The organism is Lapillicoccus sp., assembly GCF_036559105.1.
Classification (GTDB): Bacteria; Actinomycetota; Actinomycetes; order Actinomycetales; family Dermatophilaceae; genus Lapillicoccus.
In genome coordinates this window covers 68244-86513 of sequence record NZ_DATBTV010000092.1, presented here as the reverse complement: position 1 = coordinate 86513, position 18270 = coordinate 68244, and the positions used below count along the sequence as shown (strand labels likewise).

Here is an 18270-nt window from a genome sequence, read left to right as displayed (position 1 = left end):
GCTCGGCTGTCATTTACTAGGACGTCCTAGTAATGTCGGGGACATGAGCCTCGCCTCGTCCCCGGCCGACAGCGGCGCGGCCCGCTGGCAGCAGCGCTACGACGCCGCCCTAGCGGCTGGTCGGGTGCGCGAGTCCGACTTCACGTCCCTCTCCGGCGACACCGTCCAGCCGGTCTACGGACCGGGGCTGAACGGCATACCGGAGCCGGCGTCCGACGAGGAGCGCGCCCGCCTCGAACGGATCGGATGGCCCGGGGAGTACCCCTTCACCCGAGGCCTGTATGCGACGGGCTACCGCGGCCGGACCTGGACGATCCGGCAGTTCGCCGGGTTCGGCAACGCGGTGCAGACAAACGAGCGTTACAAGATGATCCTGGCGCGCGGGGGTGGCGGGCTGTCGGTGGCCTTCGACATGCCCACGCTGATGGGCCGCGACTCCGACGACGGCCACAGCCTGGGCGAGGTCGGGCACTGCGGGGTCGCGATCGACAGTGCCGCCGACATGGAGACGCTGTTCGCCGACATCCCGTTGGGCGACGTCACCACGTCGATGACGATCTCCGGCCCGGCCGTGCCGGTGTTCTGCATGTACCTCGTCGCCGCCGAGCGCCAAGGCGTCGACCTCGGTGTCCTCAACGGGACGCTGCAGACCGACATCTTCAAGGAGTACATCGCGCAGAAGGAGTGGCTGTTCGGGCCGGAGCCGCACCTCCGCCTCATCGGCGACCTCATGGAGTACTGCGCCCAGAACATCCCCGACTACAAGCCGCTCTCGGTCTCGGGCTACCACATCCGCGAGGCCGGTTCGACGGCCGCGCAGGAGCTGGCATACACGCTGGCCGACGGGTTCGGCTACGTCGAGCTGGGCCTGTCGCGCGGCATGGACGTGGACGTCTTCGCGCCGGGGCTGTCGTTCTTCTTCGACGCGCACGTCGACTTCTTCGAGGAGATCGCCAAGTTCCGGGCGGCCCGGCGGATCTGGGCGCGCTGGCTCCGCGACGTCTACGGCGCGCAGACCGACAAGGCGCAGTGGCTGCGGTTCCACACCCAGACGGCCGGCGTCTCGCTGACCGCGCAGCAGCCGTACAACAACGTCGTGCGGACGGCCGTCGAGGCGCTCGCCGCCGTCCTCGGCGGGACGAACTCGCTGCACACCAACGCCCTGGACGAGACCCTCGCCCTGCCCAGCGAGCAGGCGGCGGAGATCGCGTTGCGCACCCAACAGGTGCTCATGGACGAGACCGGGGTCACGAATGTCGCCGACCCCCTGGGCGGTTCCTGGTACGTCGAGGCCCTCACCGACGAGATCGAGGCGCAGGCGGAGGCGATCTTCGACCGGATCCGGGCCATGGGCGAGCTCGGCCGCACGCCGGGTGCCGACGGCACGATCCAGCACGAGATCGGCCCGATGACCTCCGGGATCCTGCGTGGTATCGAGGAGGGCTGGTTCATGGGCGAGATCGCCGACGCCGCCTTCCAGTACCAGCTGGCCCTCGAGAAGGGCGACAAGAAGGTCGTCGGGGTCAACACGCATACCGCGTCCATCAGCCACGAGCTGGAGATCATGCGGGTGAGCCACGAGGTGGAGACCGAGCAGGTGCGCCTGCTGAGCGACCGCAAGGCCGGTCGTGACCGCGCGGCGGTGGAGGCGGCCGTGACCCGGATGGTCGAGGTGTCGCGGACCGCGGAGAACATGGTCCCGGCGATGCTCGAGGCGGTCCGGGCCGAGGCGACGCTCGGCGAGATCTGCGACGCGCTGCGTGACGAGTGGGGCGTCTACCGGGAGCCGGCCCGGTTCTGAGCCGAGCGCCCGGCGACGCTCACAGGAAGGTCACGGATTGGTCTCGGCCCCGGCTCGTATGTCATGGTGGACGGAAGGCCGAACTCCGGCAGCCCCTCTCCAGCCGGACGCTGAGCGCTGACGCGCGCCGTCCACGACACTCGACAGGACCCCACCCGTGGCCCTCGCACGCCGTATCGCGGTCGCCGTCGCGGCCCTGCTCGGCCTTGCCCTCGCGGTGTTCGGCGCCTGGTTCGCCTTCGTCCTCGGCCCGAAGGGCACGGCCACCTTCAAGGCGACCTCCAACGCCCCGCTCGTCATCGGCCCGAACGTGCTCAACCGTGTCAACGCCCCCGTAACGGTGTCGGCCGACGCTGCCTCCGGACCGGTGTTCATCGGCGCGGCGGTGCCACAGGACGTGGACCAGCTGGTCGCCCAGTCGAAGCACAACTTCGTCGCCTCCGCGTCCTTCCCGGCGCGCACGCTCACCATCGAGCAGCTCGGGTCCGGCGATCTCCCGGACCCGTCCGAGTCCCACATCTGGCGCTCGAGCGCGGGCGGGTCCCTCACCGTGACGCAGGACCAGGCGCCGCAGTCGGTCCTCGTCTACCCCAGCAAGGGCGGCCCGGTCGACGTCGACGTCACCGTCGCCCGCAACACCTGGTTCCTGCAGTCCCTGGTGGCGCTCGTCGTCGGCCTCATCGTCATGGCCTTCGCCGGCGGATGGCTCTGGCAGCACTGGCGGACGGTCCCCGAGGCGGTCGATCCGGCTCCCGACGCGGGCGCCACCGCCGAAGCGGTCGAGCCGGCCGAGCCGGCCATGAGCGAGGCCGAACCGCATACCCCGGAGACCACCGAGACCCTGGAGACCAGCCGCAGCACCGAGCGACCGGAGAAGGCGCGATGACCCCGCACGACGTTCGTCGCGGTCTCACCGTGCTCGTCGGCGCCGCCCTGCTCAGCGCCTCGCTCGCCGGCTGTGCCACCGTCGCGGGCATCTCGGACCCGCCCACCGGCACCGTCGGCGGCGCCGTGTCCGGCACCCGCGCCCAGTCCATCGCCGCGGAGGTCATGGACACCGCACAGAAGGCCGCCGCGGCGCCGGGAGCCGACGGCGACACCCTGCGCGACGCCGCTTACACCGGCGACGCGCTGACCGCCGCCAAGGCCGACGCCAAGCTCGCCGGCACCCTGACCCAGGACCAGAAGGACGCGCTGGCCCTCACCCCGGCCGCGCCGGTGGTCCTGGCCGTGTCGAACGGCCTGAGCTACCCGAGGTCGATGGTGGTCCAGACGACGCGGTCGAAGTCCGGGCTGCCGGTCCTCTCGCTCCTGGTCACCCCGGACGTGCGGACCCCGTTCAAGATCGCGGCCAGCGCCCCGATGCTCCCGGCGACCGAGGTCCCGGCGTTCGACCAGGTGACCCAGGGTGCGCCGTCCCTTGGAGATGACCCCGCCGGGCTCGCCGTCGATCCCGCCACGCTGGCCGGTGCGTATGCGGCCTCGCTCGCCTACCCGACGGCCGCCGCGACCGCCGACCAGCCGTTCACCGACGACGCCTTCGGGAGCAAGGTCAAGGCGGCCGCGAAGACCCAGGCCGACCAGCTCACCAGTGGCGGCACGTTCACCGAGCAGCACGCGGCCAAGGACGTCGCCGGCGGACTTCGCCTCGCCGGCGACCGGGGCGCGCTGGCGTTCGCCGTCATGGAGCGCAAGGACACCGTCCTCAACAAGTCGTCCGGCGCGATCAACGTCTCGGATCCGTTCAAGGTGCTGACCGGGTTGTCCTCGGTCAAGGCCGAGGCGACCCTGGACACGCTCGAGTTCGTCGTCTTCGTCATCCCGCAGAGCGGCCAGTCACAAGTGGTCGGCGCGCAGGAGCACCTCGTCGCCGCGTCGGGCACCTGAGCCGCGCGACCTTGGCCGTCCGCGCGACCGCGGCGACGGTCCTCGCACACCGATCGGCAAGAATGGCGCCATGACCCAGCAACCCTTCCCGCCCGCCGCGCTGCGCGGAGCGGTCGACCTGTCCGCGCTCAAGCGTCCGGCGGCGCCGGCTCGCGGCGCGGGCCCGGGCGCCCCCGGGGACCCGGCCGGTGCGACGGAGGCCGGGGCCACGACCGGACTGCTCGTCACCGGGTCCGACGCGACCTTCCAGGACTTCGTCAACGCCAGCCTTCGCTACCCGGTGGTCGTCGTGCTGTGGTCCTCGCGGCTCCCGGACTCCGGTGACTTCGTCAAGGTCATGGGCGGCCTCGCCGCGAGCAACCAGGGCCGGTTCCAGGTCGTCTCCGTGGACGTCGACGAGAACCCCGGGCTGTTGCGGGCGCTCCAGGTCGAGCAGGTCCCGATGACCATCGCGCTGCTCCAGGGGCGTCCGCTGCCACTCTTCGTCGGGCCACTGCTGCCGCAGGAGGTGCAGCCGGTCATCGACGAGCTGCTCCAGGTCGCCGTCCAGAACGGCGTGACCGGGCGGGTCACCCCAGCGAGCGCCGCCGACGCCGCCGCTGCCGAGGAGGCCGACGAGGACGTCGAGCCCGAGCTGCCGCCGCACATCGCGGCCGCCTACGACGCCATCGAGACCGGCGACCTCGCCGCCGCCGCCACCGCCTACGAGCAGGCGCTCGCGGAGAACCCCGCCGACGCCGAGGCCAAGGCGGGGCTGGCCCAGGTCGGCCTGATGCGGCGTACCGAGGGCGTCGACCCCGTCGCCGCCCGAGCGGCCGCGGCGGCCGACCCCACCGACGTCCCGGCCCAGATCCTCGTCGCCGACCTCGACCTGCTGGGGGGACACGTCGAGGACGCCTTCGCCCGCCTGGTCGACACGGTGCGGGCGACCTCCGGCGACGAGCGCAACCAGGCCCGCGAGCACCTCCTCGAGCTGTTCGAGGTCGTCGGCTCCGGTGACGAGCGCGTCACGGCGGGTCGCCGCGCCCTCATGAGCGCGCTGTTCTGAAAGGGCCCGTCAGCCGCGCAGGTGGCTGACCACACCGTCGAGGGCGACGCGCTCGTCAGCGGTGAGCGGGACAGCCAGCTCGTCCAGCCAGTCGGACAGCTCGCCGTCGCGCAGCGCCCGGTGCTCGGTCGGGGCTCCGGGTCGGCGGACCGTGACGGTCTCGTGCGTGAGCGCGATGTGGCGTCCGTCGAGGTGGCGGGTGAGCATGAGCATCTGCCGGAAGTGGATGGTCGGGTACGTGCTCGTGAAGTGGTTCCCGACGGTCAGGTCGAACGGGTGCACGGGCAGCTCGTCGTGGGTGTGCATCGGCTCCCAGTGCTCGTCGCGCCGGCGCTCGAGCGTCCAGCCGCGACCCCCGCCGACGGGGACCGCCCGCAGCCGGTACCGCCAGCCGCCGTAGTCGTCCTCGGCACCGTCGACGAGCGGGATGGGGCGCAACACACTCATGCCGAACCCCGGGTCGGCCAGCCACGGCTCCCCGTCGAGGGTCACCACGAGGACGCAGTGCGTGCGCGGTGCCGACGGGCCACCGACCCGCCCGAGGCGTCGTTCGACGCCATACCCCAGCCGCTCCAGTGCCGCCGCGAAGAGGACGGTGTGCTCGAAGCAGTACCCGCCCCGGCCGCGCCCGACGAACTTCTCCTGGACCGCGTCCAGCCGCACCCCCGGGTGCTGGTCGAGCAGCACGTCGATGTTGTCGAAGGTGAACGCCCGGACGTGCGCCTCGTGCAACGCATCGAGCGCCTCGCGTGAGGGCGAGGCGCTCGACATGCCGATCCGGTGCAGGTACGCGCCCAGGTCGAGCTGCTCGGTCAGCCACGGGCTCGCATCGGTCACCTGGCGATTCAACACGATGCGACCGGTATGCGGGTCAGGCTCCGGTCAGCGCTGGGTGCAGCCCTTCGGGGCGGCCTGGCGGCGGCGCTTGGCCGACAGCAACAGCGGGTTGCGGCCGCCGGAGCGCAGCTGCGCGAGGGTCGCGAGGTTGGGCGCGTGGTCGCCGTCCCGGTGCGGGAACTCACGGGCCGCGTGCTGGGTCCAGTGCGGTTCCGCAGGTCGCGGGGCGGGAGCGACCACGGGAGCCGCGACCTCCACCGTCTCGGTGCGGGTGGGGGTCCAGGTGGTGAGCTGGTCGGTCATCATGGGCTCCTTGAGGTAGGACGGCGCGGACCAGCACGAGGGCAGCGTCGTACGGCGGGGAGCGCCGAAGCGCACGGTTCAGATCACAACCATCGACATCCCAGAGACGTCGCACCGGCGATCTGATCGGACCAACGAGCGAGAACGCCGCGGTATTCCCGCGGCACCTGGGAGCCGGCTAGACCTCGCCGCAGCCCGGTGAGGCCTGCCGTTCCTGGCCGAGACGCCACATTCCGACGTCTTGGGGGCGCTCAGGTGCGCCATTCGTGGCCGAGATGCCACATCCCGACGACGGCAGCGATGAGGCCGAAGACCGCCACCGACGAGGAGTGCGCTAGGACCTCAGCGCGGCGCTGACGACGTCCTTGGCCTCGGCCTGCACCTCCGCCAGATGGTCCCAGCCGCGGAACGACTCGGCGTAGATCTTGTAGACGTCCTCGGTGCCCGACGGCCGCGCGGCGAACCAGGCGTCCTCGGTGACCACCTTGAGTCCGCCGATCTTCGCGCCGTTGCCGGGGGCCGACGTCAGCTTGCCGGTGATGGGTTCGCCCGCGAGGGTCTCCGCGGTGACCGCCTCGGGCGAGAGCGCCGCCAGCGCGGCCTTCTCCTCGCGGTTGGCGGCCGCGTCGATGCGGGCGTAGGCGGGATCCCCGTGCCGCTCGACCAGTGCGGCGTAGTGCTGGCTGGGGGTCTTCCCGGTCTTGGCGAGGATCTCCGAGGCGAGCAGCGCGAGGATCATCCCGTCCTTGTCGGTGGTCCACACGGTGCCGTCGAAGCGCAGGAACGAGGCGCCGGCCGACTCCTCACCGCCGAACCCGACGGACCCGTCGAGCAGCCCGGGCACGAACCACTTGAACCCGACGGGAACCTCGAGCAGCACCCGGCCGAGGTCGGAGGCGACCCGGTCGATCATCGACGACGAGACGAGCGTCTTGCCGATCGCCGTCGTGGACGGCCACCCGGGCCGAGCCCCGCCGTAGAGGTACTGGATCGCGACGGCGAGGTAGTGGTTGGGGTTCATCAGGCCGGCGTCCGGTGTGACGATGCCGTGACGGTCGGAGTCGGCGTCGTTGCCGGTGGCGATGTCGTACTCGTCCTTGCGCTTGATGAGCGATGCCATGGCCGACGGCGACGAGCAGTCCATCCGGATCTTGCCGTCCCAGTCGAGGGTCATGAACCGCCACGTGGGGTCGACCTCGGGGTTCACCACGGTGAGGTCGAGGCCGTGGCGCTTGCCGATCTCGGCCCAGTACGCGACGGAAGCGCCGCCCAGCGGGTCGGCCCCGATCCGGATGCCGGCCTCCTTGATGGCCGCGAGGTCGACCACGTTGGGCAGGTCGTCGACGTAGCGACCCATGAAGTCGTACGTCCCGATCTCGCCGAGCGCCTGGTCGAGCGGCACCCGCCGGACCCCGCCCATACCGTCGCGGATCAGCTCGTTGGCGCGCGCGGCGATGACCGACGTCGCGTCGGTGTCGGCCGGACCGCCGTGGGTCGGGTTGTACTTGAACCCGCCGTCGGCCGGCGGGTTGTGCGACGGCGTCACGACGATCCCGTCGGCCAGCCCCGCGCCGGAGCCGGTGCCCGCCTTGCCGCGGTTGAGGGTGAGGATCGCGTGGGACACCGCGGGCGTCGGGGTGTAGCCGTCGAGCGAGTCGACGAGCACCGTGACGCCGTTGGCCACGAGGACCTCGAGCGCCGACTTCCAGGCCGGTTCGGAGAGGGCGTGGGTGTCGCGTCCGATGAGGAGCGGGCCGTCGACCCCGACCGACGCGCGGTACTCGCAGATCGCCTGGGTCGTCGCCAGGATGTGCGCCTCGTTGAAGGCCGTCTTGAGGCTGGACCCGCGGTGCCCGGACGTGCCGAACACGACCATCTGGTCGGGGTTCGTCGCGTCGGGCATCCGGTCGTAGTAGGCGTCGACGAGGGCTGTGACGTCGACGAGGTCCTCGGGCTGGGCCAGCTGTCCGGCGCGCGGGTGGTTCACGGCTCAGGCTCCTTCGGGGACGAGCCAGACCGTCGAGAGGCCGGGCACGGTGACGTTGATGGCGTAGGGCTGGTTGTCCCACGACTGCGACTCCGCCGGGATGACGACCCCCGCCGAGCTCGGCGAGTCGGGCCGGTAGCCGGCGGTGTCGAGGATGACCCGCCACCCGCCCGGGCGCGGGACACCGACGCGGTAGGGCTCGTGGGTCATGCCGCTGAAGTTCGTGACGACGGCCATCACCGGAGCGTCGGAGCCCCGGTCACCCGAGCCGTAGCGCAGGAACGCGAACGTGTTGTGGCTCGCGTCGTCGGCGTTCAGCCAGCGGAACCCGGCCGGGTCGTTGTCGTACTCCCACATCTGCCGGTGGTCCCTGTAGATCTGGTTCATGTCCTTGACCTGCGCGTGCACGCGGTAGTGCGCGGGCTGGTCGAGGAGCCACCAGTCGAGGCTGCGGCCCTCCGCCCACTCCGACTCCTGGGCGAACTCGCAGCCCATGAAGATCAGCTGCTTCCCGGGGTGCGCCCACATGTAGGCGAGGAAGGCACGCAGTGTTGCCAGCTGCTCGTCGCGGGTGCCCCGCGACTTGCGCAGCAGGGAGCCCTTCCCGTGCACGACCTCGTCGTGGCTGATCGGCAGGACGAAGTTCTCGCTGAACGCATACATGAGGGCGAAGGTCATCGAGCTGTGGTGGTACTGGCGGAAGATCGGGTCCTGGCCGAGGTAGCGCAGGGCGTCGTTCATCCAGCCCATGTTCCACTTGAAGCCGAATCCCAGCCCGCCCTTCTCGGTTGTCGCCGTGACACCGGACCACGAGGTCGACTCCTCGGCGACGGTGACGATGCCGGGGTACTGCCGGTATGCGGTGCCGTTCACCTCTTGGAGGAGCTGCACCGCTTCGAGGTTCTCCCGGCCGCCGTAGGAGTTCGGGATCCACTCGCCCGGCTGGCGTGAGTAGTCGAGGTAGAGCATCGACGCGACGCCGTCGACCCGCAGACCATCGGCGTGGAACTCCTCGAACCAGTACAGGGCGTTGGCGACGAGGAAGTTGCGGACCTCGGGCCGGCCGAGGTCGAAGATGAAGGAGCCCCACTCCGGGTGCCAGCCCTTGCGGGGGTCCGGGTGCTCGTAGAGCGGCTTGCCGTCGAACCGGGCCAGGGCCCACTCGTCGGTCGCGAAGTGGCCCGGGACCCAGTCGAGGATGACGCCGATCCCATTCTGGTGCAGGCGATCCACGAGGTACCGAAAATCATCTGGGGTTCCGAACCGCGAGGTCGGCGCGTAGTAGTTCGTCACGTGGTAGCCCCACGAGGGCACGAACGGGTGCTCCATCACCGGGAGCAGCTCGACGTGCGTGAAGCCGAGGTCCTTGACGTAGTTCACGAGGTGTTCGGCCAGCTCGACGTAGCTGAGCCCCTGTCGCCACGAGCCGAGGTGGACCTCGTAGGCGCTCATGGGCCCGTTGTGCGGGTTCTCGGCCGCCCGGTGGGTGCGCCACTCGTCGTCGCTCCACTGGTACCCGGACTCGTAGACGATGGCCGCCTGCTTCGGGGCGACCTCGGTGCGCTGCGCCATCGGGTCGGTGTGGACCACCACGTTGCCCTTCTTGGCGCGGATGGCGTACTGGTAGTTCATCCCGGCCACCGCACCGGGGATGAACAGCTCCCAGACGCCGCTCTGCCCGAGGCTGCGCATCGGGTGCGAGATGCGGTCCCACCCGTTGAAGTCGCCGATGACGTGGACCGCCTTGGCGCGAGGCGCCCAGACGGCGAACGAGACGCCCTGCACCTCGCCCAGCGGACCGTCGTAGCGGCGGACGTGGGAACCGAGGATGGTCCAGAGACGCTCGTGCCGCCCCTCGTTGAACAGGTGCAGGTCCAGCTCACCGAGCGTGGGCGCGAACCGGTACGGGTCGTCCTGCTCGTGCTCCACGCCGTCGTCCCAGGCGACGAGCAGCCGGTAGTCGGTGGTCGTCGTGACCTCGGGAGCGGTCCCGGTCCAGACGCCGTCACGGACGTGGCCGAGATCCATGACGACCCCGTTGGACAGCCGGGCACGGACCGACTTCGCGAGCGGGCGGTATGCGGTGATGGTCAGCCCGCCGGGGCCGAGGTGGTGCCCCAGGAAGTCGTGGGGCTGGCCGTTGCGGCCCTCGATGAAGGCCTGGAGCGGCCCGAGATCCCCGAGCTGAGCGGTCGTGCGGACGGTCTTCATGAGGCACCCTTCCGGGCGACGGCGTCCTGGTGGACGTAAGAGGCGGGGGAGTTTGATGGAGGGATGGGGTCGGTGACGAGCCGCTCCACGGCGGCGGTCGGGATCCCCAACCAGCTGGGGCGGTTGCGGACTTCGTAGATGACCTCGTACAAGGCCTTGTCGAGCTCGAGCGCCTGGAGGACCGGACCGGTCTCGGCCGGGTCGAGGTGGGTCACGCCGGTGTAGCCCTCGAGGAACGCGGCGCGGGTCGCGGCCACCCAGTCGCGGGCCGATCGGTCGGGCTGCTCGAGCTCGACCGACCCGCCGACGTAGTCGAAGGAGCGCAGCATCCCGGCGACGTCGCGCAGGGCGAGGTCGGGCCGCACCCGCTCGGACAGCGGCCGGAGCGGCTCGCCCTCGAAGTCGACCGCGACCCAGCCGTCCGGCGTGCGGAGCACCTGGCCCAGGTGGTAGTCGCCGTGGACCCGTTGCAGGTCGGGCCACTCGCGGGCGGCGAGGTCGTCGAGCGACGCGGCGACGACGTCCTCGTGGGCCGCCAGCGCCGGCACCTCAGCGACGGCCGCCTCGTAGCGCGAGCGGATGATCCGGACCAGCTCGCGCTTCGCCTCGTCCTCCGCGGGAACGGTGCCCAGCGCGGAGGCGAGGCTGAGATGGATGTGGGCCGTGGCGGCGCCGAGGTCGCGGGCAGCTTCGCTGAAGTCCTCTCCCGCGGTGGCCGCCCGGAGGGCGACCCGCCACGCGTCCTCGACTCCCGCGAGGAACCGCTGGGCGAAGGCCAGGTGTCCGCGAACCCGTTCGCCGGACTGCGGGTCGGCCCACTCGCCGGCGACGTAGCCGACGGTGTGCGGGACCTGGGTGGACCCCGCCTCGGTGAGCGCGGACTGGACGACGACGTCGGGGTTCTCGCCGGGGTGCAACGCCCGAAATACCTTGACGATGATCGGTTTTGCGGGGGCACCGGTGGCGTCGACGACCTGGCAGACGATCGAGGTGTTGGACTGCTCGCCACGCATGACGGCGGACGTCGCGAGCGTCACGACCTCGGCGTCCACCGCGTGGCCCTCGACGGTGGGGTCGGGCGTGTTGCTCTCCGACTGCGCCTGCGGCTCGGCCTGACCCTGGATGAGCGCGAGCAGCCGGTCGACGAAGACGTCGTCGTGCGGTGCGTCGTAGACCCATCGGGTGCCGAGCACGCCGTGCTCGGACGTGCCGATCAGGGCGCCGTCGGCACCGGGCAGCGGCGCGGCGCGGTAGGTCATCGGGACCTGGTAGACCACCGGGTGCGGGCCCGACTCGTCGGCCACGACCATGACCTCGATGCCCACGTCTCCCGCCGGGTCGTCGAGGCGGAAGCCGCCGAGCTTGCGCAGCACCGGGGTCCGGCCCTTCGCCGCGTACCAGCGCTGCTGCGGCAACCAGGTGGTCAGCAGCTCGAGCTTTGTCGGCTCGAGCGTCGTGCGGTGGATCTCAGCCACGCCGCTCACCCGCCCCGCCGGAGGCTTCCCCGGCTCCGCTGTGGGCCCAGTCGCCGCGGACCTGGAACCAGAAGAAGTCCCGGGAACCCAGGGTCACCAACACCTTTCCGTCGTCCCCGATCTTGGGGAACCCTTGACCGCCGAACAGGTCGACGAGCTGCGCCCCCGCATACTCCAGGGGCAGCTGCACCGTCGTGGCCTGGGGCCGCGAGGAGAGGTTGTTGACGCACAGCACCGTCTCGTTGGCGGGCGCGTCGGTGCCGACCGGCCGGTCACCCTCGCGATGGCGCACGAAGGACAGGATGGCCTCGTTCTCGGTCGGGCACACGAGAAAGTCGCCGAGCCCGAACACCGGGTGCCGGCTCCGGACCTGCAACATCCCGCGCAGCCAGTGCAGGAGGGACGACGACGTGGCCATCTGGGCCTCGACGTTGACCGTGTTGTAGTGGTAGACGAGGCTGGAAATCACTGGGAGATAGAGCTTTCCGGGGTCGACAGCGGAGAAGCCTGAGTTGCGGTCGGGGGTCCACTGCATCGGCGTGCGCACCGCGTCGCGGTCGTTCAGCCAGATGTTGTCCCCCATCCCGATCTCGTCACCGTAGTAGAGGCAGGGCGTCCCCGGCAGCGACAGCAGCAGCGAGTGGATCAGCTCGATCTCCGGCCGCGAGTTGTCCAGCAGGGGAGCGAGTCGCCGGCGGATGCCGACGTTCGCCCGCATCCGGGAGTCCGGCGCGTACCAGCCGTACATCGCCGAGCGCTCCTCGGGCGAGACCATCTCGAGGCTCAGCTCGTCGTGGTTGCGCAGGAAGGTGCCCCACTGAGCCCCGGTCGGGATGGGTGGGGTGTCGGCGAAGACGTCGACGATCGGCGCCGCCCGCTCCTCGCGCAGCGCGTAGTAGAGACGCGGCATCACCGGGAAGTGGAAGCACATCTGGCACTCCGGCGACTCGCTCGTGCCGAAGTAGTCGACGACCTCGGCCGGCGGCTGGTTCGCCTCGGCCAGCAGGACCCGCCCGGGGTACTCGGCGTCCACCATCGCGCGCAGCTCGGCGAGGAACCCGTGCGTCCGGGCGAGATTCTCGCAGTTGGTTCCCTCCTCCTCGAAGAGGTAGGGGATCGCATCGAGCCGGAACCCGTCGATACCGAGGTCCATCCAGAACCGGACGACGTCGAACATCTCGGCGCGGACCCGCGGGTTCTCGAAGTTGAGGTCGGGCTGGTGCGAGAAGAACCGGTGCCAGAAGAACTGCCGCCGGACCGGGTCGAAGGTCCAGTTCGACACCTCGGTGTCGATGAAGATGATCCGCGCCTCGCTGTAGGGCGCGTCGGTGTCGGACCAGACGTAGTAGTCCCCGAACGGGCCGTCCGGCTCGGTGCGGCTGAACTGGAACCACGGGTGCTGGTCACTGGTGTGGTTCATGACGAGGTCGGTGACGATCCGGATGCCGCGCGCGTGCGCCTGCGATACGAGCTCGATGAACTCCGGCAGGGTGCCGAACTCCGGCAGCACCGCCTTGTAGTCGGAGATGTCGTACCCGCCGTCACGCAACGGCGACGCGTAGAAGGGAGGCAGCCACAGCGCGTCGATCCCCAGCCACTGCAGGTAGTCCAGCCGCTCGATCAGGCCACGGAAGTCACCGGACCCCGACCCCTTCGAGTCGGAGAACGCGCGGACGAGGACCTCGTAGAACACTGCAGTCCGGTACCACTGCGGGTCGTGTCGCAAACCGGGTTGCGACAGGTTGAGGCCCTGCACGGCTCAGATGCTCCTGACCTCGATGACGTGCACCGGGTGGGTCTCAGGGCCCAGCCGCACCCACGAGTGCTGCTTCCAGATCCAGGTCTGCTCGCTGATGAGGTCGCGCGCGCGGAACTGCTCGTCCCAGCCCAGGCCGAGGGCCGGCATGTCCAGGTCGAGCCACCCGCCGCGGGTCGCGTGGGGGTCGAGGTTGGCGACGACGAGGATCGTGTCGCGACGGCCCTCGGCGCCGTGCAGGACCCGAGACTTCGAGAAGACGATGATGTTCTCGTCCTCGCTGGAGTGGAACCGGATGTTGCGGAGCCAGTGCAGCGCCGGGTGCGCCTTGCGGATGGCGTTGAGCTTGGTGAGGTACGGGACCAGGCTCTGGCCCGCCTTCGCCCCGCCCGGCTCGTAGTCCTCCCAGTGCCGGTCCTTGTACTCGTACTTCTCGTTGTCGACCTGCTCTTCCGCACCCTGCCGCGCGACGTTCTCCATCAGCTCGTAGCCGGCGTAGATGCCGTAGGTCGGCACGAGGGTGGCGGCCAGTGCGGCGCGCAGCGTCCAGGCCGTCGGCCCGCCGTACTGCATGTAGGGCGTGAGGATGTCGTGGGTCGTCGGCCAGAACGCCGGACGCATGTAGGCGGCCGACTCCCCGGACAGCTCGCGCAGGTACTCCTCGAGCTCCCACCGCATGTTGCGCCAGGCGTAGTAGGTGTAGGACTGCTGGAACCCGGCCTTGGCCAGGCTGTGCATCATCGCCGGCTTCGTGAACGCCTCGGACAGCCAGATGATCTCGGGGTGGTCCTTCGCGACGTCGGCGATGAGCCACTGCCAGAACTGCACCGGCTTGGTGTGCGGGTTGTCGACGCGGAACAGGGTCACACCGTGGTCGATCCACACCTGGATGACCCGGCGCATCTCGGCGTAGGCGCCCGCCGGGTCGTTGTCGAAGTTCAGCGGGTAGATGTCCTGGTACTTCTTCGGCGGGTTCTCCGCATACGCGATGGTGCCGTCGGCCCGCGTGGTGAACCACTCGGGGTGGGTCTCGACGTAGGGGTGGTCGGGCGACGCCTGGAGGGCGATGTCGACGGCGACCTCGAGCCCGTTGCGCCGAGCGGCCCGGACGAAGAGGTCGAAGTCCTCGAACGTCCCGAGGTCGGGGTGGATCGAGTCGTGCCCACCGTCCGGCGAGCCGATGGCATACGGGCTGCCGGGGTCGCGCGGCTCCGCGTTCAGGGTGTTGTTCTTGCCCTTGCGCGCGGTCGACCCGATGGGGTGGACCGGCGTGAGGTAGACGACGTCGAAGCCCATGGCCGCGATCGCGCGCAGCCGCTCCGCTGCGGTGCGCAGGGTGCCCGACCGCCATTCACCGGTCTCCGGGTCCAGGTAGGCGCCCTCGGACCGCGGGAAGATCTCGTACCACGCACCGAACAGCGCGAGCTCGCGCTCGACGAGCAGCCGGTATGCGGGGCTGGGGCTCACCATCTCCCGGAACGGATGCTTGGCGAACCACGTGCGCATCGGGGCGGACGTAGCAGCGTGGAGCCGGTCGACGGCCGGACGCACGGTGTCGCGGAGCAGGCTGACCGCTTCCGTGAGCGGGCTGCCCTGGAGGTCGCCCTGCTCGGCGAGGCAGCGCTCGAGCATCCGGGCGCCCTCCTCGAGCATCATCTCGGCGTCGACGTCGGCCTCGACCTTGATCGTCGCGTCGTGCACCCAGGTGCCCCACGGGTCGGACCAGCCCTCGACGCGGTAGGTCCACCAGCCGGGGCGGTCGGCGGCGACGGTCGCGCTCCACCAGCTGAGTCCGGCGTTGTCGACGCGCATGGGGAAGTGGCGGTCCACGCCGTCCGGGTCGGTGAGGACGGCCGTCGCGTTGACCGCGTCGTGCCCCTCGCGGAACACCTGGGCGGCGACGGTGAACTCCTCGTGCTCGACCGACTTGGCCGGGCGGGTCCCGCCGTCGACCAGGGGCTGGACGTTCTGGACGGGGATCCGCCCGAACGGGAGCACGCCGTCCGGGAGGGTCTCGAGGAGGAGGTGCATCGGCGTGGTGGTGGCCTCTGGGCTGGGGGCCGTGCCGACGCTCTCGGGACCGGCGAGGTCCGGGTCGGTGGTGTCGGGGGCCGGCTCGGTACCGTTGGAGGCCTGGTCAAGCGAGGTCGTGGTTGCAGCAGCGTCGGATGCAGTCACACGGCGACGCTACTCGGTGGCCTGTTGCAGGGACACCCTCGGAGCCTCGTGTCTCGCGGAGCGTGCAAACCGTTGCAACGACTGCAAGAACCCGGCAAGACACCCGCTAGAGTCGAGTCTCTGGACTGCCCCCACCCTTCGAACTGCGCCACCCTTCAAGCAAAGGAGAGTCGCGTGACGGACACGCAGACCGACCGCCCGGCGGCCTCGCGCCGCGGGGGTCTGGACAGCCGAGACCTCACTGCTCCCCGGCATACCGTCGAGGCGTTCATGAGCGACTTCATGCGCGAGCTCAACTACGGCCAGGGCGTGAGCCTGGCGCGCAGCTCGGTCAACGACCAGTACCTCGCGTTGGCGCGGACGGTGCGCCACCACCTTCAGTCCCGGTGGATGGCCACCCTGGCCAAGCAGTGGGACCAGCAGGCCAAGACCGTCAGCTACCTCTCGGCGGAGTACCTCCTCGGGCGACAGCTGGACAACTCGATCCTCGCGTCCGACCTCGACACCATCGTCGAGGAGGGCCTCGGTCAGCTGGGGATCTCGCTCTCCAGGCTGCGCGCGCAGGAGATCGAGCCGGGACTCGGCAACGGCGGCCTCGGCCGGCTCGCCGCATGCTTCATCGACTCGCTCGCGACGATGTCGGTGCCCTGTGTCGGCTACGGGATCCGCTACGAGTACGGCATCTTCCGGCAGACCTTCGTCGACGGCTGGCAGGTCGAGCACTCCGACCCGTGGCTGCAGCTGGGCAACCCGTGGGAGTTCCCGCACCCGGAGAACGCCGTGACCGTCCAGTTCGGCGGCTACACGGAGGCCGTGACCGAGGACGACGGCGTCGAGCGCACCCGCTGGGTCGGCGACTGGGACGTCCTGGGCGTCCCCTACAACTACATGGTCCCGGGCTATCGCAACGGCCGTGTGAACACGCTGCGGCTGTGGAGCGCCAAGGCGACCCGGGCGTTCAACCTCGAGGTGTTCAACGCCGGCGACTACGCCGAGGCGGTTCGCAACCAGACCTTCGCCGAGAAGATCTCGATGGTCCTCTATCCCGAGGACTCGACGCCGCAGGGCAAGGAGCTGCGGCTCCAGCAGCAGTACTTCTTCGTGGCCTGCTCGCTGCGCGACTTCATCGACCAGGTGCTGCCGGCGCAGTTCGACCTCCACCAGCTCCCCGAGCGGGTGATCTTCCAGCTCAACGACACGCACCCCGTCATCGCGGTCCCGGAGCTGATGCGGATCCTCGTCGACGACAAGGGGTTCGAGTGGGACCAGGCGTGGGCGATCACCCAGCAGTGCTTCGCCTACACGTGCCACACGCTGCTGCCCGAGGCCCTCGAGGTGTGGCCGGTCGAGCTGCTGGGCCGACTGCTGCCGCGCCACCTCGAGATCATCTACCGGATCAACGACGAGTTCCTCGACGCCGTGCGCGAGGCCTACCCCGGCGACGAGGCGCGGCTGCGCCGGATGTCGATCGTCTCCGAGGGCGCCGTGAAGATGGCATACCTCGCGACGGTCGCCGGCTCGAAGGTCAACGGCGTCGCGGAGCTCCACTCGCAGCTGCTGCGAGACAAGGTGCTGCCGGACTTCTCCGAGTACTGGCCGGACAAGTTCACCAACGTCACCAACGGTGTCACGCCCCGCCGGTTCGTGCGGCTGGCCAACAAGAACCTCTCGGCCCTCATCACCGACGCCATCGGCCCCGGTTGGGTCACCGACCTCGACCGGCTGTCGGAGCTCGAGCCGTTCGCGGACGACGCGGCGTTCCGGGAGCGGTTCCGCACCGTCAAGAAGACCTGCAAGACGAGCCTCGCCAAGCACCTGCTGGCCCGCAACGACGTGGTGCTCCCGACCGACGCCATGCTCGACGTGATGGTCAAGCGGCTACACGAGTACAAGCGGCAGACGCTCAAGGTGCTGCACATCGTGACGCTCTACCAGCAGATCCGCAGCGGTGAGCTGAACGCCGACGACGTGACGCCGCGGGTCTTCGTGTTCGGCGCCAAGGCGGCGCCGGGCTACCGGATGGCCAAGCAGATCATCGGCCTCATCAACGCGGTGGGGGAGACGGTCAACAGCGACCCCCTGGTCAAGGGCCGGCTGACCGTGGTGTTCCCGCCCAACTACAACGTGACGCTGGCCGAGAAGCTCATCCCGGCAGCGGACCTGTCGGAGCAGATCTCGCTGGCCGGCAAGGAGGCCTCGGGCACGGGGAACATGAAGCTCGCCCTCAACGGTGCGCTGACGATCGGCACCGACGACGGGGCCAACGTCGAGATCCGCAAGCTCGTCGGGGACGAGAACTTCTTCCTCTTCGGCCTGCTCGAGCCGGAGGTCGAGGCGTTGTTCGCGTCCGGCTACACCCCGGCCAGCTACTACGAGAGCGACCCGCAGCTGCGGGCGGCCATCGACCTCATCGCGTCGGGCACGTTCTCCGGCGGCGACCGGATGGTGTTCGAGCCGGTGGTGTCGAACCTGCTCGGCGACGACCGGTTCCTCGCGCTCGCGGACTACCGGTCCTACATCGACGCCCAGGACCGGGTGGACAAGGCCTACGCCGACCAGGACGCCTGGTCGCGATCGGCGATCCTCAACGTGGCCCGGTCGGGCTTCTTCTCCAGCGACCGCGCGATGCGCAACTACATCGACCGGATCTGGCACACCCCGCCCGTCCTCGACGACTGACGGCCCCGCGCCCGACCCACGAAGGTCGGCCGGGGGCTCCGAGCGGAGCGAAATTGCCGTGATAGCAGCAACTTCGCTCCGTTCGAGCCGCCCGGCGCCGGCTCGGCG

General features: G+C 70.2%; 12 protein-coding genes. 5 read left to right on the top strand and 7 right to left on the bottom strand.

Features of this window, described 5'->3' with window-relative positions:
- Nucleotides 1-43 precede the first annotated feature (43 nt).
- The 4 genes from VIG79_RS12110 (at nucleotide 44) to VIG79_RS12095 (ending at nucleotide 4736) form a co-directional block, all read left to right on the top strand.
- The gene (locus VIG79_RS12110) at nucleotides 44-1801 is read left to right on the top strand and encodes an acyl-CoA mutase large subunit family protein (protein WP_331885913.1); all 1758 of its coding nucleotides are present in this window, start codon (nucleotides 44-46) and stop codon (nucleotides 1799-1801) included.
- Nucleotides 1802-1958: 157 nt separating this feature from the next.
- Nucleotides 1959-2687, top strand: coding sequence for a hypothetical protein (locus tag VIG79_RS12105; protein WP_331885911.1), 729 nt, complete (start codon nucleotides 1959-1961; stop codon nucleotides 2685-2687).
- On the top strand, nucleotides 2684-3688 hold the full coding sequence (locus VIG79_RS12100; RefSeq protein ID WP_331885909.1) for a hypothetical protein: 1005 nt from the start codon (nucleotides 2684-2686) through the stop codon (nucleotides 3686-3688). The genes VIG79_RS12105 and VIG79_RS12100 overlap by 4 nt, the downstream gene beginning before the upstream one ends.
- A 70-nt stretch (nucleotides 3689-3758) precedes the next feature.
- Nucleotides 3759-4736 (top strand): co-chaperone YbbN, encoded by a 978-nt coding sequence (locus VIG79_RS12095; protein ID WP_331885907.1) that lies wholly within the window; start codon nucleotides 3759-3761, stop codon nucleotides 4734-4736.
- Nucleotides 4737-4745: 9 nt separating this feature from the next.
- Here the strand turns inward: VIG79_RS12095 and VIG79_RS12090 are convergent, their stop codons facing one another.
- From VIG79_RS12090 to VIG79_RS12060, 7 genes are all read right to left on the bottom strand, one after another.
- Nucleotides 4746-5573, bottom strand: a complete 828-nt coding sequence (locus VIG79_RS12090; protein ID WP_331885905.1) for an arylamine N-acetyltransferase family protein — start codon at nucleotides 5571-5573, stop codon at nucleotides 4746-4748.
- Between the two features lie 45 nt (nucleotides 5574-5618).
- Nucleotides 5619-5876: a hypothetical protein gene (locus tag VIG79_RS12085; RefSeq protein ID WP_331885903.1), complete on the bottom strand. Its 258-nt coding sequence runs from the start codon at nucleotides 5874-5876 to the stop codon at nucleotides 5619-5621.
- Nucleotides 5877-6210: 334 nt separating this feature from the next.
- On the bottom strand, nucleotides 6211-7863 hold the full coding sequence (pgm, locus tag VIG79_RS12080) for a phosphoglucomutase (alpha-D-glucose-1,6-bisphosphate-dependent) (RefSeq protein ID WP_331885901.1): 1653 nt from the start codon (nucleotides 7861-7863) through the stop codon (nucleotides 6211-6213).
- A gap of 3 nt (nucleotides 7864-7866) precedes the next feature.
- Nucleotides 7867-10074, bottom strand: a complete 2208-nt coding sequence (glgB, locus tag VIG79_RS12075) for a 1,4-alpha-glucan branching protein GlgB (RefSeq protein ID WP_331885899.1) — start codon at nucleotides 10072-10074, stop codon at nucleotides 7867-7869.
- Complete coding sequence (locus VIG79_RS12070; RefSeq protein ID WP_331885897.1) at nucleotides 10071-11549, bottom strand: maltokinase N-terminal cap-like domain-containing protein; 1479 nt, start codon at nucleotides 11547-11549, stop codon at nucleotides 10071-10073. Before VIG79_RS12070 ends, glgB begins: the two co-directional genes overlap by 4 nt.
- Nucleotides 11542-13305, bottom strand: coding sequence for a maltose alpha-D-glucosyltransferase (gene treS, locus VIG79_RS12065; protein WP_331885895.1), 1764 nt, complete (start codon nucleotides 13303-13305; stop codon nucleotides 11542-11544). The genes VIG79_RS12070 and treS overlap by 8 nt, the downstream gene beginning before the upstream one ends.
- 3 nt (nucleotides 13306-13308) lie before the next feature.
- Nucleotides 13309-15336, bottom strand: coding sequence for an alpha-1,4-glucan--maltose-1-phosphate maltosyltransferase (locus VIG79_RS12060; protein WP_331885925.1), 2028 nt, complete (start codon nucleotides 15334-15336; stop codon nucleotides 13309-13311).
- Nucleotides 15337-15753: 417 nt separating this feature from the next.
- Here VIG79_RS12060 and VIG79_RS12055 point away from each other — a divergent pair, with 417 nt between their 5' ends.
- On the top strand, nucleotides 15754-18162 hold the full coding sequence (locus VIG79_RS12055; protein WP_331885923.1) for a glycogen/starch/alpha-glucan phosphorylase: 2409 nt from the start codon (nucleotides 15754-15756) through the stop codon (nucleotides 18160-18162).
- The last annotated feature ends 108 nt before the right edge of the window (nucleotides 18163-18270 follow it).

Coding starts and splice junctions, on each gene's coding strand:
- VIG79_RS12055 (WP_331885923.1), top strand. CDS start 15,754: ATGAGCGACTTCATGCGCGAGCTCAACTACGGCCAGGGCGTGAGCCTG.
- glgB (WP_331885899.1), bottom strand. CDS start 10,074: ATGAAGACCGTCCGCACGACCGCTCAGCTCGGGGATCTCGGGCCGCTC.
- VIG79_RS12100 (WP_331885909.1), top strand. CDS start 2,684: ATGACCCCGCACGACGTTCGTCGCGGTCTCACCGTGCTCGTCGGCGCC.
- VIG79_RS12060 (WP_331885925.1), bottom strand. CDS start 15,336: ATGCACCTCCTCCTCGAGACCCTCCCGGACGGCGTGCTCCCGTTCGGG.
- VIG79_RS12110 (WP_331885913.1), top strand. CDS start 44: ATGAGCCTCGCCTCGTCCCCGGCCGACAGCGGCGCGGCCCGCTGGCAG.
- VIG79_RS12085 (WP_331885903.1), bottom strand. CDS start 5,876: ATGACCGACCAGCTCACCACCTGGACCCCCACCCGCACCGAGACGGTG.
- VIG79_RS12095 (WP_331885907.1), top strand. CDS start 3,759: ATGACCCAGCAACCCTTCCCGCCCGCCGCGCTGCGCGGAGCGGTCGAC.